15 protein-coding genes are annotated in these 13,903 nt (G+C 32.1%); 4 read left to right on the top strand and 11 right to left on the bottom strand.

Going from position 1 to position 13,903, the window contains the following annotated elements; all coding sequences use genetic code 11:
- Positions 1 to 140: 140 nt before the first annotated feature.
- Both VDP25_RS04155 and hemN read right to left on the bottom strand, forming a co-directional pair.
- On the bottom strand, positions 141 to 974 hold the full coding sequence (locus tag VDP25_RS04155; RefSeq protein ID WP_334467212.1) for a universal stress protein: 834 nt from the start codon (positions 972 to 974) through the stop codon (positions 141 to 143).
- A 12-nt stretch (positions 975 to 986) separates the two neighbouring features.
- Positions 987 to 2,351, bottom strand: a complete 1,365-nt coding sequence (gene hemN, locus VDP25_RS04150) for an oxygen-independent coproporphyrinogen III oxidase (protein WP_334467210.1) — start codon at positions 2,349 to 2,351, stop codon at positions 987 to 989.
- A gap of 152 nt (positions 2,352 to 2,503) precedes the next feature.
- Between hemN and VDP25_RS04145 the strand changes: the two genes are divergently transcribed.
- Positions 2,504 to 3,130, top strand: coding sequence for a YceI family protein (locus VDP25_RS04145; RefSeq protein ID WP_334467208.1), 627 nt, complete (start codon positions 2,504 to 2,506; stop codon positions 3,128 to 3,130).
- A 381-nt stretch (positions 3,131 to 3,511) separates the two neighbouring features.
- Complete coding sequence (locus tag VDP25_RS04140) at positions 3,512 to 4,087, top strand: superoxide dismutase family protein (RefSeq protein ID WP_334467206.1); 576 nt, start codon at positions 3,512 to 3,514, stop codon at positions 4,085 to 4,087.
- Between the two features lie 111 nt (positions 4,088 to 4,198).
- Here the strand turns inward: VDP25_RS04140 and VDP25_RS04135 are convergent, their stop codons facing one another.
- Positions 4,199 to 6,349, bottom strand: coding sequence for a S46 family peptidase (locus VDP25_RS04135; protein WP_334467204.1), 2,151 nt, complete (start codon positions 6,347 to 6,349; stop codon positions 4,199 to 4,201).
- A 318-nt stretch (positions 6,350 to 6,667) separates the two neighbouring features.
- Between VDP25_RS04135 and VDP25_RS04130 the strand changes: the two genes are divergently transcribed.
- Both VDP25_RS04130 and VDP25_RS04125 read left to right on the top strand, forming a co-directional pair.
- On the top strand, positions 6,668 to 7,843 hold the full coding sequence (locus VDP25_RS04130; protein ID WP_334467202.1) for an LETM1-related biofilm-associated protein: 1,176 nt from the start codon (positions 6,668 to 6,670) through the stop codon (positions 7,841 to 7,843).
- A gap of 9 nt (positions 7,844 to 7,852) precedes the next feature.
- Entirely contained in the window at positions 7,853 to 8,413 is a 561-nt protein-coding gene (locus VDP25_RS04125; RefSeq protein WP_334467200.1) for a hypothetical protein, read from the top strand.
- Between the two features lie 41 nt (positions 8,414 to 8,454).
- On the opposite strand, the gene VDP25_RS04120 is transcribed toward VDP25_RS04125, so the two are convergent.
- The 8 genes from VDP25_RS04120 to VDP25_RS04085 form a co-directional block, all read right to left on the bottom strand.
- Positions 8,455 to 9,402 (bottom strand): Fic family protein, encoded by a 948-nt coding sequence (locus tag VDP25_RS04120; RefSeq protein WP_334467198.1) that lies wholly within the window; start codon positions 9,400 to 9,402, stop codon positions 8,455 to 8,457.
- A 53-nt stretch (positions 9,403 to 9,455) separates the two neighbouring features.
- Positions 9,456 to 10,211, bottom strand: a complete 756-nt coding sequence (locus VDP25_RS04115; RefSeq protein WP_334467197.1) for a LytR/AlgR family response regulator transcription factor — start codon at positions 10,209 to 10,211, stop codon at positions 9,456 to 9,458.
- 44 nt (positions 10,212 to 10,255) lie between these two features.
- Positions 10,256 to 10,570, bottom strand: a complete 315-nt coding sequence (locus VDP25_RS04110) for a 2TM domain-containing protein (protein WP_334467196.1) — start codon at positions 10,568 to 10,570, stop codon at positions 10,256 to 10,258.
- Between the two features lie 75 nt (positions 10,571 to 10,645).
- Positions 10,646 to 10,990: a 2TM domain-containing protein gene (locus tag VDP25_RS04105; RefSeq protein ID WP_334467195.1), complete on the bottom strand. Its 345-nt coding sequence runs from the start codon at positions 10,988 to 10,990 to the stop codon at positions 10,646 to 10,648.
- On the bottom strand, positions 10,990 to 11,316 hold the full coding sequence (locus tag VDP25_RS04100) for a 2TM domain-containing protein (protein WP_334467194.1): 327 nt from the start codon (positions 11,314 to 11,316) through the stop codon (positions 10,990 to 10,992). The genes VDP25_RS04105 and VDP25_RS04100 overlap by 1 nt, the downstream gene beginning before the upstream one ends.
- A gap of 11 nt (positions 11,317 to 11,327) precedes the next feature.
- Entirely contained in the window at positions 11,328 to 12,680 is a 1,353-nt protein-coding gene (locus VDP25_RS04095; protein WP_334467193.1) for a histidine kinase, read from the bottom strand.
- A gap of 6 nt (positions 12,681 to 12,686) precedes the next feature.
- Entirely contained in the window at positions 12,687 to 13,310 is a 624-nt protein-coding gene (locus VDP25_RS04090) for a hypothetical protein (RefSeq protein WP_334467191.1), read from the bottom strand.
- A 1-nt stretch (position 13,311) separates the two neighbouring features.
- Positions 13,312 to 13,734, bottom strand: a complete 423-nt coding sequence (locus VDP25_RS04085; RefSeq protein WP_334467190.1) for a DUF2141 domain-containing protein — start codon at positions 13,732 to 13,734, stop codon at positions 13,312 to 13,314.
- Positions 13,735 to 13,903: the final 169 nt, after the last annotated feature.

Genomic DNA, 13,903 nt, shown 5'->3' with positions numbered 1-13,903 from the left:
AGTATATATTAAAAATATGATATTTATCAGGATAAGGCGTCATTTACTAAAAATGAGTCTCTAAAAACAAAAAATGCCAGAAAACTTAATCTCTGGCATTTTAGTTTGATATTAAAAAACTAACTACTAAAATATCAAAATTATATTTTGAATGTCATAACTGGTAAAGTAGAATGATTTGCAATATCTTCAGAGATACTACCTTCAAAAATATGTGACAAGCCTTTTCTACCATGGGTTGCAACAGCAATAACATCTGCTCCAATAACATTAGAGAAGTTAAGTATCCCTTTCTCTATAGAATAATCGGAAACCACATTAACACTTTTCAAATTGTCTAAATTACCTTCTGCTTTTCTTAAAAAGTTAGCGACTTTTTTATCTATTTCAGAAGAGCTTCTAAAATTGCCATCAGGAGAATTTACATAAACCAAATGCATTTTAGAACCAAGTTTATTGAAAGTTGTCTTTGCTTTTAAATACGGAGCAACAGCTTCTTCTGAAAAATCACTAGCAAAAACAGCATTTTCAAAATCTAACAAAATTGGGTTATGTTTAATGACTAAGACCGGAATATTAGCATACCTAACAACTTTTTGAGTATTAGAACCTATCAAAACTTCTTTTACTCCACTTATGCCTTGAGATCCCATGACAATAAGATCTGCACCATGCTCTTCTGCGAGATCATTAACTTCGCTCCAAACTTTAAAATGTTTTACTATTGGTGTTACTTTTACATCCTTTAAATAAGGTTTATCTAAAAAAGTTTCAAACTTTTGTTCTGCTAATTTTAAATAAAAAACAACTTCTTGGTTTTGTGATTCTGTGGCTGACGATATAATTGCATAAGACAATTCTAGCATGTGCAATACAATAAGCTCAGAGCCATATTTATTAGCTAAACCTGCAGCAGCTTCAAGTGCAAATTCAGAATGTTCTGAAAAATCTACTGGTACAATTATTTTTTTCATTGTATTAAAGTTTTAAATTGTCATTGAAAACAACTGTGTTTCTGGCTTTTTTCGTTGCAATAACAGATCGAAAGCCATACATATATTTCTTATAAAAGGTTTTCCTTTTTCTGTAACAATCACTTGGTTTGTTCTAAATTGAAGCAAACCATCCAATTCAAATTCTTTTAATTTTATGAGAATTTCGGGTAATTCTTCAAATAATAAATTAGCCTCCTTCCATGACGTTTCAAAATTGCACATCAGATTAAGAATGTGTTTTCTAATCACTAAATCTTCAGTATTTAAAATATGTCCTTTAAACACCGGAATAATATTGTGCTCTAATAAGTGATAGTATTCTTCATTCGATTTTACATTTTGCGCAAAACCATACCAACTATCGCTAATTGAAGATACCCCTAAACCAATCATAGCTTGTGTTTTAGAGGCTGTATATCCCATAAAATTACGATGTAATGTTTTATTTTCCATCGCTTTATAGAGTGAATCGCTTTTTAAAGCAAAATGATCCATGCCAATTTCTACATAACCAGCCTCTTCAAAATATTGTTTTCCGGTTTCGTATTGTAAACGCTTAGATTCTGGGGTTGGCAAATCGGTTTCACTAAATCCTCGCTGTCCATTTCCTTTAATCCAAGGGACATGTGCATAACTATAAAACGCAATGCGGTCTGGCATTAACGCTTTAGTTTTATTGATCGTTTCTGTAACATCTATTTCGGTTTGAAATGGTAAACCAAAAATGATATCATGTCCAACAGAGGTATAACCAATTTTACGAGCTAAATCTGTGGCACGTTTTACGTTTTCAAAAGGCTGAATGCGATTAATGGCTTTTTGAATATTAAGGTTATAATCTTGAACTCCATAGCTCACACGTCTAAACCCTAAATCGTACAAAGTTTGAAGGTGTGCCTCCGTGGTATTATTAGGATGACCTTCAAAACTAAATTCGTAGTCTTCTGCCAATTCTGCACTCGTTAAAAGTCCCGAAATCAAAAACTGAAGATTCTCAGGAGAGAAAAATGTGGGTGTACCACCACCGAGATGTAATTCTTTAATCCTTGGTTTGCTTCCTAATAATTTGAGGTATAAGCTCCACTCTTTTAAAACCGCTTTTATATATGGCGATTCTACTTCATGTCGTTTGGTTATACGTTTATGACAACCACAAAAGGTACAAAGACTTTCGCAAAACGGTAAATGAATATAAAGGCTTAAGCCTTCGGACGTGTTACTTTCTTCAAAAGAACGTTTTAAAGAAGCTTTCCATTGTTCTAAAGAAAATGATTCCAAATTCCAATAAGGGACCGTTGGATAGCTTGTATAACGAGGTCCAGAAACATTATATTTACTAATTAAAGAGTGACTCATGGCTTAAAATTCACAGCCAAAATTAATGGTATATAGACTTTTAAAATATGATATTTGTCATATAGAATAAAATATCATATTTAAGAATCTCAATTCACCTTGCACAAAAGTATTTATCTGCTTAACTTTACTAAAAAATTAAAACTCAGCTTATGAAAAGCATAAAATTCTTATCTGTACTTCTAGTTATTTCTTTAGTATTTACATCTTGTAAACAAGAAAAAGAAAAGGAAGAGGTTAAAAAAGAAACCGTTGAAAACACAATTAAATACATTGTTAAACCAGAAGCAACTTCTGTAAAATGGACAGCTTATAAGACAACCGAAAAAGTACCTGTTGGTGGAGAATTTACAACTTTGAATTTTAAAGAAAAAGAAGGTGCATCTCCAAGTGAAGCTCTAAATAATTTAGATTTTTCTATTCCAATTAGTAGCTTGTTTACAAAAGACGAATCTAGAGATGAAAAACTAAAAACATCATTCTTTGGTGCTATGTTAAATACTGACTTACTAAAAGGTACAATTAAATATATGGATAACGCATATATTGCCTCTATTACAATGAATGGGGTTACTGCAGATTTACCTTTAGAGGTTAACATTACTGATGAAAGACGTGTTACTATGAAAGGTACAATGCAACTAAAAGATTGGGATGCATTAGGATCATTAGAAACATTAAACAAAGCTTGTTTTGATCTTCATAAAGGTGCTGATGGAGTTAGCAAAACTTGGGAAGATGTTGCTATTGAGGTGAGTACTTATTTACGTGATAAATAATAAAAACTGTATATACAATCTACTTATTGTTCATCTAATCACTAGCAAATGCATTAATAATATTATTGATTGAGTTCTTTAATCATTCCTTACTTCCATAATTTTAACACACACACTTAAGATATCTTTATGGCATCTGTTTAGATACGCTCGTAATATCGTTTTTGATAAAAAAGGACTGTATTACAGAATTAAAGAAAGTGCACTTTAGTGATTTGCATGGTTCAGGCTTGAGCATTGTAAAAGGTATTGGAGACAAATTAATGTCAAGTATTCTTATACAAGCAAAACAACCTATAAGACAACCACAAAGACTACTGGTATCAAAAAGTTTGTAATTCAGTTACATTATTAACTTTAGTAAAATAATTAAAATCAATCATGAAAAGTTTAAAATTAATAACACTTGCATTTGCAATGATATTTGCAATAGCTTGTAAAGACTCAAAAAAAGATTCTGAAACCAAGGTTAAAACCGAAGATGTTGCAGAACAAAATTCAACTGAAAAAAGATTATCGGTATCACTATACCCAAAAAGCGGCAGTAATGTAGAAGGTACCATTAATTTTGTAGAAAAAAACGGTTTTGTAACTATGGTTGGAACTGTTAAAGGTTTAGAAGAAGGGCAACATGCCATACATATTCATGAAAAAGCAGATTGCTCTTCAGAAGACGGATCGTCTTCTGGCGGTCATTGGAATCCTACTGGGCAACCACATGGTGCTTGGGGAGACAAAGCGGGCTATCACAAAGGTGATATTGGTAATATCACAGCAAATGCAAACGGTCGTGCAACTGTAAGCAAATCTACAAATGAATGGTGTATTGGTTGTGGAGACGAAACAAAGGATATTTTAGGCAAAGCAATTATTGTACATATTGGCATCGATGATTTAACATCACAACCTTCTGGTAATGCTGGCGCTCGTATTGGATGTGCTGGTATTATTAAGTAATTATAAAATACCACTCATAAAGGTATCATAACATAAGATACCTAAATATATCGCATAAAAAAAGCGACCTGAAATTCAGGTCGCTTTTTTATATTACAGATAACTTTCTTATTATGATTTCGTAACAATAGTTAACTCATCAACAATATGTTTTGCATTAGAGTATTTATCAATTAACCAAAGTACATATCTAATATCGACATTAATGGTACGTTGTAAATCTTTATCGAAAATTACATCACCTGCCATAGCTTCAATGTTTCCATCAAATGCTAAACCAATTAATTCTCCTTTTCCATTAACAACAGGCGAACCAGAATTACCTCCAGTAATGTCATTATCTGTTAAGAAGTTTACAGGTAATTGACCACGTTCGTTAGCATAACGTCCATAATCTTTCTTTTCGTAGATATCTAACATGCTTTGGTCTAAATCAAACTCACTATCGTTAGGCTTGTACTTTTTAATCATACCTTGAAACGTAGTATAATTGTTTTCATTTGCATCGTTTCTTTTATCTGCAGGTAAAGCTCTCACTTTTCCGTAAGATAAACGTAAAGTAGAATTTGCATCAGGATATTTTATATCACTTAATCCAGATTCACGTAAACCTTTTACTAATAATCTAAAAGACGCCTGATAATCGTTTGTTGGCTGCTCTAAACTCTCAGGACTTTCTCTATATTTATCTAATAATTGGTTTGATAATTTTAATAACGGATCATTCTCTAAAATAGCTTTATCAGGATACTGTAAGAATGCTAAAGCACCTTCTTTAGATGAAAACAGGCTTAAATCAAAAATAGCGTTAGTATAAGCTGTAAAATCATTATTGTTTTTTTCTCCTATTTCTGCCACTAATTCTGGTAAAGAATAATTAGATTTTGAAGCCAACAAGCCTAATTGTTTCGCTAAAATTTCCTTTTCTAATGGCAAATGATAATTTTGATAAGAGTTTTCAATAAAAGCTTCAAGTCTTGGTAAAAGATTTTTACGTTCTGCTTCACTAGCATTCACATATTGTGTTAAACCAGACCCAATTCTGTAAGGTAAAACGGCAAATTTACTAGAGCGTAACATTCCTAATAAATAATTACTTTGTCTCGCTTTTTCATTTGTTAAGTTATAATAGTTATTGATATTTTCAATAACTTTTCCGTACATAGCTTTATTCGCTTTCTTATTAGCCCATTTATTAAATTTAGCTTCAGTTTTGCTCTTTTTTTCTACGGTTTTATGCTCAGTTAAAGCTTTTATCATTCCTGCTCTATTTTTCCAATAGTTAGCAATACTAGCATAGCTTGATGCATACATTAGGTTTACAGATTCGTCTGCGTCCATGTATTTTTTCATCACATCCATACTTAATTTTGAGCCTTCAACCCAAGCAGGATATGCATATTTTACATTTTGCTCTACACCTTGTGCTGGCATCCAACGGTTGGTACGACCAGGATATCCCAAAATCATAGCAAAATCATTTTCCTTTACTCCATCAATATTAACAGGTAAATGATATTTTGATTTTAAAGGCACATTATCAGTTGAATATTCTGCTGGATTTCCATCTGCATCTGCATAAACTCTGAATAATGAAAAATCACCAGTATGTCTTGGCCATTCCCAGTTATCTGTGTCTCCACCATATTTACCTACATTCTCTGGAGGTGTTCCTACTAAACGCACATCAGTATAATCTTCGTAAACGAAATAATAAAACTCATTTCCTTGATAAAATGAACGTACAGAAACAGTGTATTTTCCTCCTTCATTATTTTCTTGTTCAATTTTAGCTATTTCTTTGTTAAGTGCAGCTTCACGCTCTTTTTCACTCATGCTATCATTTACTTGAGCTAACATACGCTTAGAGACATCATCCATTCTTACGAAAAAGCGAACATATAGGCTTTCTGGCTTCATTTCTTCTGCCAATGATCCTGCCCAAAATCCATTCTTTAAATGGTTTTGTTCTGCAGTAGATAATTCAGCGATAGCATCATAACCACAGTGATGATTTGTTAGTACCAATCCGCTATCTGAAACAATACTTGCTGTACAACCACCATTAAATTGTATAATAGCATCCTTTAAACTCTGATTGTTAATACTGTAAATTTCTTCGGGTGTTAATTGTAAACCCATTTTTTGCATATCGCGATGATTTAAACGCTCAATATGCATTAAAAACCACATACCTTCATTTGCCATTGCTGGCGATAATGAAATGATAAAGGCAATAATTGTAAGGGATATTCTCTTCATGTTTTGTTATTTTATTTATGGGCATAAAAATACAGAAATTTAAGTTGTTTTTATAGCCGATAAAGTGTTAAAGCTTTATCTTTTTAAATAAAAAAGTGTCTATTCTTTAAAGCCATATTTCCATTAACAAAAACTCAAAACCATCATAAAAAACTCATAACACAATACACTAGTACTACTCATACAGCAAGTGCTTTAATTAAAGGACATCAATGTTACAACTCCTAAGATTGCTGTGGCAAGCAAAATTTTGTTAACAAAATAAATTAATGATTTATAACTATAAAAATTTAACTTTGCAGCTTCAATCTTTATGTTATGAATCCATCAGCTAATGGCTGGATAAAAAAATTACTCAATCAAGTTTCTGAAATCGTGTATTCTCAGACTGAGACTGATGCGTTTTATATTAATTTAAAACGTACTGGGTTTATATATGGAAGTAATATTAAAGTGGTATTAGATATTGTTAAACCCTTTGAACTTAGTGAAGAAGAACGTTGTAAAACCAATTTACTGCTAACCTTCTATTACATTTACAACAAGGAAAATCCTAAGGAACAATTCACCGAAAGCCTCATTAGATATTACAAGTCTATCAGTGACCAAAAACAATCATTTTTTGAAGATTTATTTAGCGATAAATCACCTGATAGTTTGTTGGAAAAAATCATTCATAAGCGTATACATATTGATGATAATTTTATTTCAAAAAGTTTTAATTATTTTTTAATTAACGCCCTTTTATTCGTTGATGTTTTAGGGTATCATCGTTTTTTAAAAGACGAAAAAAACATTAAAAACTATGTTGAAAATCTTGAATCTGCATTAGAAACTATTGTGTTTTCAGTTATTGAAAACAAGACTGTAAAATCTGAATACGATGAAAACCTTATTAAACTGTTTGAAGGTTCTATTCGTTATAAAAACGCTGAGCTTCTAACCTATACTGATGCCATTTCTATAATAAACGAGCCTTTAGAAAAATTATATGTTATAGATTTAGTGTGTATGGCATCGTGGACTGACAAGATTATAGACAACGAAGAAAAAAGTTTTTTAAGTCAATTAAAAACTGATTTAGGTGTCGATAATACAGTTATTGTAAGATCCATAAATGACATTAACCTATTTTATGATGAGCATAAAGATGAGGTCGCGTTTTTAAGTTCTAAAAATTTAGCACAAAGTTTTTATGATAATAGTAGTAAAGTCGTTTCAAAATTGATTAAACGAAACAGCAAACGTTTAATTAAAGAGTTGTCTGAAAGTAAAGAAGCCTTATACCTATTAACCCAATCTACACAACGCAATCTGACGGACGAAGAACAGAAAAAAATTCAAACGCAACTCATAGACATCTTTAAATCCATACCTAGTTTAGCCATCTTTATGTTACCTGGCGGTATGTTGCTTTTACCCTTGTTTATTAAGTTTATTCCTAAGTTATTACCTTCAGCTTTTGACGACAATAGAATAGAAGACAAGGACTAAAACCAAATTATGAAGCACATTTTAGCCCTATTAATAATCATAGTATTTACAAGTTGTGCTGAAAAACAACATACAGCATCTGAGCAAATAAAAACATACTATAACGGCTATAAAAATTCGGATTACAAACTGATAAAAAAAGCATTAGCTGATAGTCTTACAACAGTCTTTGGAGACTATATCACAACGTATTCACAACAGAGTTATTACGAACAATTTAAATGGGACTCCATCTTTAAACCCGATTATGAATTAGTTGATTTAAGCTATGAGGATGGACAACTTGTTGCGACTGTTTCTATGCATTCTTTAAAACTTGAATTTTTAAAGAATAACCCAATGAGCTGTCGCTATCAGTTTCAATTTACAGCAGGAAAAATATCAAGAATCAAAGAACTAGATTGTAAGGATGTTAATTGGACCGTATGGCAAAATGAAGTGAACGCTCTTGCCAATTGGATTAAACTTCATCATCCTGAAATGGATGGCTTTATTCACGATTTAAGTATGAAAGGTGCTCTAGATTATGTAAAGGCTATTGAATTATATAAAAACCGCGAGGTCGATTAATACTACAATTAGCTTTCCTGTCTTTATTCAAAACATCAACTTTATTTCCCTTTAGCATTAATGTAATTTAGAACAGCTTCTTTAGTCGTATACCAATTACGCCCTTCTTTATGAGCATCTATTTTACCTTGACGTGCCAATAAACTGATATATTCTTGGCTATAAGGCACCTCTGGTTCTTCAACAATATTAGAAATCGCTTGATAGTCTTTATCTGAACCCGGAATAGCACTCATGTATATATTTATTGAGCGCTCACAAGCCTGAGCCATTAATAACATGAGTTTACTATAATTTCCTTTATTAGCTTGATTTAAGGCTGCGTAATATTTAACTCTATCATTAGTAAGAATGATGGCTGGGGGAAAACCATAGCGCATCAATACTAAATTCATGGCAAGCCGAATGGCACGACCATTACCATCGAAAAATGGATGAATCCATACAAATTTATGATGAAAAACCGTGGCCAACTCAATAGGGTTTAGCCCTTGTGGATTTGTATTTATATAGTTTATTAATGTCTCTAAGTATTCTGAAACTTTACGAGCATTAGGAGGTATAAAATTAGCACCAGAAATACGAACAGCAGCGTTTCGTAAACGCCCTGCATAATCATCTTCTATAGAACGCAATACCAAACCATGAAGTTCTAAAATATCTTTAGCATTTAGAACATAATCATTCTTTACTAAAGAGTACAACTTGTGTATAGCCGTTTCGTGATTTTTAGCTTCAAAATGCTCTCGTAATGATTTTCCTTTTATGGTAATGCCTTCTAGTAATACCATTTGTGTTTCTCTTAAACTAAGCGTATTACCTTCTATACTGTTACTATTATAGGTCCACTCTATGAGAAGTGATTCTTTAATATTTTGTAATACAATATTGGGCAATGGCCTGGCTGCATTTAAAACCTTAACCTTATCTAATAACCTACTAAATGTAGCCTCTAAATCCTTGCGATATACTGTATTAACGTCCCACATGTCACAAAGATACAACTTTTATCGGTTAGTTTCAAAAACACATCTATCCGATATTATTCTAACCAATTTTTAAAATCCTTAACACGTTCTCTAGCGACTATAATATCTTGTTCGTTAAAACGGTTAAGTTTTATTTGAAGTCGTGAGTTGGTATAACTCACCATATCTTTTATGGCATTGATATTCACGTAGAACTTTCTACTGATTCTGAAGAATATATTAGGTTCTAAATCGGCTTCTAACTCATCTAAAGTCGCGTCTAAAAGATAATTACGGCCTTCGGTGGTAAATGCATAAGTGCCTTTGTTTTCACTATAAATACATTCGATATCTTCAATATTAATAAGCTTTAAATGCTGACCAACTTTTACTGAAAAGCGTTTTTTGTACTCGCGCTCAATCGGGTTCACCAATAAATTTTTAATATCATTAAAATCTAAGGTAACAGATTGTTTTTGAGGTAATCTGCCTTTATATTTTTCAACAGCCGTTTTTAAATCCTCATCATCAATGGGCTTTAATAAGTAATCGATGCTATTAAGTTTGAAGGCCTGTAAAGCATATTCATCATAGGCCGTTGTAAAAATCACAGCCGATTTTATATCGATAGCTTCAAAGATTTCAAAAGACAAACCATCACTCAACTGAATATCTAAAAAAATCAAATCTGGATGCTCATTATTTTGAAACCATTCTATAGACTCTTCAACCGAATGTAACATGGTTTCAGCATTTAGATCTACAGCTTTTAGCATACGTTGTAATCGTCTTGCTGATGGTTTTTCGTCTTCTATTATGATTACATTCATGACTTAAAATTTATATATTTTGATTCTTATTTTTATAAAACGTGTTATTCCCAAAAGGTAGTTTTCTCTTCTTTTTCCTTTAGGAATTTTTCTGCTTTTTTATCTTCCCAACTTTTCTTAAAGATGTGTTTGCCTTTAAAAACATTTAATCCATGCACAACTATAAAAACCGTCCATGCAACTATTACACTGAGGTTTAAGCTGATGATATTATTTTTGTAGGGGCCAGCAACAATATATAAATTAAATAGAAGAAGCCCTACTCCAACGATGTATCCTGCTAAGTGGATATAGAAAATTTTAATTTTCCTCACCTTATCTTTTGCTTTTCTAAATTGCTCTTTTTCTTCGTTATGCATTTGTATAATTTTACTCTTCACTCTTCACTCTTCACTCTTCACTCTTCACTCTTCAATTTTCACTCTTAACTAAATTTATTCCCAATTCTGCTCCTCTTTTTTCATAAATTCTTCAATTTTTCGTTTTTCCCAATTCTTTCCAAAGAGGAAATTGGTACCAAAAACACCTAGAAAATGAAAAGCTAATCCAATTCCCCAGAAAAATGCGGTAGCATAAGGACCAAAGCCTGAAAATCCTTCGCTAGAATTAACGGCTATTAAAATTATTAAAAACAAATTCACGATAATATATACTGCCAAATGCCAGTAAAAACCAACGATAGCATCTACTTTTTTCTTGGCTCTTAAATACGCTTCTTCTTTTCTAAAATCTGTGGCATCATTATGCTCGTCATAGGGTTCAATATTATATTTCTCCATTACTCGTAATTTTTATCTTGTTGCAATTCTTCATTCATATATTGTTGTATTTTTCGCTCTTCCCAGTCGTCACCAACTATAAGAGGCAGACCAAACACAGAAAAAGCATGTATAACAATTACTAATCCCCAGACTAGCCATGAAGCCACAGTAGAAAAATCAAAAAAGGCCTCTTCAAATGTTTCTCCCATATTCATATTACTCATCACCTTTACGACAGTAATAATGGTGTTAATTATAAAGTATACACCAAGATGTGTATAAAAACGCTTTAGTTTTTCAACCTTATTCTTGGCTTTTCTAAAATTTGATTTGTTAATATCCATAATTGTATCATTTATTTCCAACGTCTGGTGTCTTCTTCCTTACGCATATACTCTTCTATTTTTCGTTTTTCCCATCCTGCGCCAAGCGCTCCATCATCTACAAATACTCTATACGCCTGAAACACTAAACTCAATCCCCAACCAAAAGCAGGGAACCAAAACCATTGGATGGTCATATAAGAATACTTATACCATATAAATACTAAAAAGGGGATAACAAATACATAAGATATTAAACTGTAATAAAAGGCTTTTAATTCCTCTACACGCTTACGTGCTCTTACATAATCGTCGTTAAGACGCTCTTGTGATCTTTGTGCTGTTCTCATAATTGATACTTGTTTTGTGAGCATAGGAATTGCGACAGCAAAATCCTTTTCTCGTTGATTGATGTGTACTTTTTTATTTGTAAGTAATTGGTAACGTTGTTTTATATTTTCTAATCCAACTCCACTACTCTTTTTTACAATTTGTTTCGGCTGAAGATTGTTCATCACCACTAAATAATTATCATCTTCATATATTTTAACATGCAAGGGTTTACTCGATGTTACCATATTATGCTTTACCGCATTTTCTAAAAGCAACTGTAGCGATAAGGGCACTACTTTACTTTCTGGATTTGACGCTTTATCCGGAATCTCAAAAATGATACTATCCTCAAAGCGCATTTTTAAAAGCGACATGTAGGTTCTGGCAAAATTTAACTCTTCATCTACAGTGACTAACTCTTTGCTTTTCTGCTCTAAAACGTAACGATATACTTTAGATAATGAGGTCGTGAATTTTTGAGCATTCTCTGGGTTTTCCTCAATTAAACTCGTTAAAACATTTAAACTGTTAAACAAAAAATGCGGATCTAGCTGATTCTTTAAAGCGTCGAACTTGGCACTTGCCGTACCAGCAATTACTTTTTGTTCTTTTATCTTATTTTTTTGATAGCGATTATAGAAATAAACCACATGAAAAACAGAAACAATACTCAATGTTATCCAGATACCAAACGAGTAGGCTTTCCAGGATTCCTTTTCCATAAACACATTAAAGTCTGTTCCATAATAAAACACTGCTGTTCCTGCTCGTAAAAGAAAGAGACCTACTAAAGTGATGACTGTACTCCCTATAATACCTATAAGTATACGTTTAATATAATCTCCTTTATCCCAAGTTCGGCTTTCCATATAATCGAAAAACGCCATATTTGAATACCCTAAAACAAAGGCGTAGAGTTGGTAAAATCCAAATTGAATACTGAAGTCATTAAATGAATCATACTCAAAACCATCAGATAAAAGATTACCTATTACAAATACCACACATCCAATGGCGAAGGTTAGAATTATTTTTTTTAATGACTTCATCATAATTTATTAGGCTTTACAATCTTTAGCAACAGCTACTGCGCGTTCTTTTCCCCAATTAGGGTGTAATTGACTCTCTGGCTTAAAGGTATTAAAAAGTTCAATGGATGCTTCTATGTCTTTACAATAAGGCGCTGTATCTTTTCCAAAATATTTTGCACTTCCCATAGCCCACTCTGCCTTACCTAAAGCTGCTCTTGGATTTGTAGGATCTAAAGCTGTAGCTTTATCATACAACTCCGCTATTTTAGCTCCGTATTTCATACCGTAGGTCATACCATCAAACGCCACCCAATTGGTAAAAACTTGAGCCTGTATAACCAGTAATTCTGTGTTATTTTCACTTTTTAACATAGCTGCATCTATATGTTGTTGTGCCTTATCTAATTGCGCTTTTAAAACTGTAGCATCTTTTTCTGTCCAACTTTTTAGGCTATTAATCTGAGCAATATAATAATCTGGCAACCACTCTTTAGGTTCTGCCTTAGCAATACGCTCAAACATATTTTCGGCTTCATCTGTTTTATCTGATTGCCATAGATCAAAAGCTTTGGTCATGCCTTTTTCAAAATTGGTTTGTGCTTGTGTTAGTCCTGAAATTGCAAGTAAAGCAATAAGTATTAAATGTTTCATATTAAAGTTTTATTGTTAGTGTTTTATCGTTTTTTAATTCAAATTTGGCGTCTGCCCATTTTGGTGGTCCCATAAAACCCGTTGCATTATTAGAACAACCGTAATCTTCTTTAGGAATGCCTAAAAAATTAGTATCCAATTTTCCATTATCATTTTCATCATGAAAAACAGAAACGGCATATGTGCCTTTAGGCATCCCTTCAAAAGTTACCGTACAGGTTTTATCTTCTATTTTACTCATAGCACCTTTATAAGACGTTTCTAAAAATCCATTTTCAGAATTATAAAGTGCTACAAACATTTTCCCTTTGTCATTATTGGCATTAGTTACGGTTACTGTAACCGAATAATTGTCTTGATCCTGTAACTGATAACTTAAAACGTTAAGCAAAAGAATGACTATGATTTTTACAAGTATATTCATGGTTTTGGTTTTGTTTGACACAAATATCTAATAGAAGTGCTGGTTTAAAAAACAGAAATAACCGAAATGTTATTTTTTAATGACGAATTGTAACTTTTTAAAAATTTATTTAAAAAACAGTAACTTACAGGTATAATTCTATACTCATACCTTATAACGACAATTAAAA

Origin of the sequence: Winogradskyella sp. ECml5-4 (assembly GCF_036903175.1) — a bacterium.
Classification (GTDB): Bacteria; Bacteroidota; Bacteroidia; order Flavobacteriales; family Flavobacteriaceae; genus Winogradskyella; species Winogradskyella damuponensis.
Note: the sequence above shows the minus strand (reverse complement) of the source record. Positions and strands in the feature narration are given on the sequence as shown.

Bases quoted from the DNA above. Each gene is read 5' to 3' on its own strand.
- VDP25_RS04155 (WP_334467212.1), bottom strand. From the start codon at position 974: ATGAAAAAAATAATTGTACCAGTAGATTTTTCAGAACATTCTGAATTT.
- hemN (WP_334467210.1), bottom strand. From the start codon at position 2,351: ATGAGTCACTCTTTAATTAGTAAATATAATGTTTCTGGACCTCGTTAT.
- VDP25_RS04145 (WP_334467208.1), top strand. From the start codon at position 2,504: ATGAAAAGCATAAAATTCTTATCTGTACTTCTAGTTATTTCTTTAGTA.
- VDP25_RS04140 (WP_334467206.1), top strand. From the start codon at position 3,512: ATGAAAAGTTTAAAATTAATAACACTTGCATTTGCAATGATATTTGCA.
- VDP25_RS04135 (WP_334467204.1), bottom strand. From the start codon at position 6,349: ATGAAGAGAATATCCCTTACAATTATTGCCTTTATCATTTCATTATCG.
- VDP25_RS04130 (WP_334467202.1), top strand. From the start codon at position 6,668: ATGAATCCATCAGCTAATGGCTGGATAAAAAAATTACTCAATCAAGTT.
- VDP25_RS04125 (WP_334467200.1), top strand. From the start codon at position 7,853: ATGAAGCACATTTTAGCCCTATTAATAATCATAGTATTTACAAGTTGT.
- VDP25_RS04120 (WP_334467198.1), bottom strand. From the start codon at position 9,402: ATGTGGGACGTTAATACAGTATATCGCAAGGATTTAGAGGCTACATTT.
- VDP25_RS04115 (WP_334467197.1), bottom strand. From the start codon at position 10,211: ATGAATGTAATCATAATAGAAGACGAAAAACCATCAGCAAGACGATTA.
- VDP25_RS04110 (WP_334467196.1), bottom strand. From the start codon at position 10,570: ATGCATAACGAAGAAAAAGAGCAATTTAGAAAAGCAAAAGATAAGGTG.
- VDP25_RS04105 (WP_334467195.1), bottom strand. From the start codon at position 10,990: ATGGAGAAATATAATATTGAACCCTATGACGAGCATAATGATGCCACA.
- VDP25_RS04100 (WP_334467194.1), bottom strand. From the start codon at position 11,316: ATGGATATTAACAAATCAAATTTTAGAAAAGCCAAGAATAAGGTTGAA.
- VDP25_RS04095 (WP_334467193.1), bottom strand. From the start codon at position 12,680: ATGATGAAGTCATTAAAAAAAATAATTCTAACCTTCGCCATTGGATGT.
- VDP25_RS04090 (WP_334467191.1), bottom strand. From the start codon at position 13,310: ATGAAACATTTAATACTTATTGCTTTACTTGCAATTTCAGGACTAACA.
- VDP25_RS04085 (WP_334467190.1), bottom strand. From the start codon at position 13,734: ATGAATATACTTGTAAAAATCATAGTCATTCTTTTGCTTAACGTTTTA.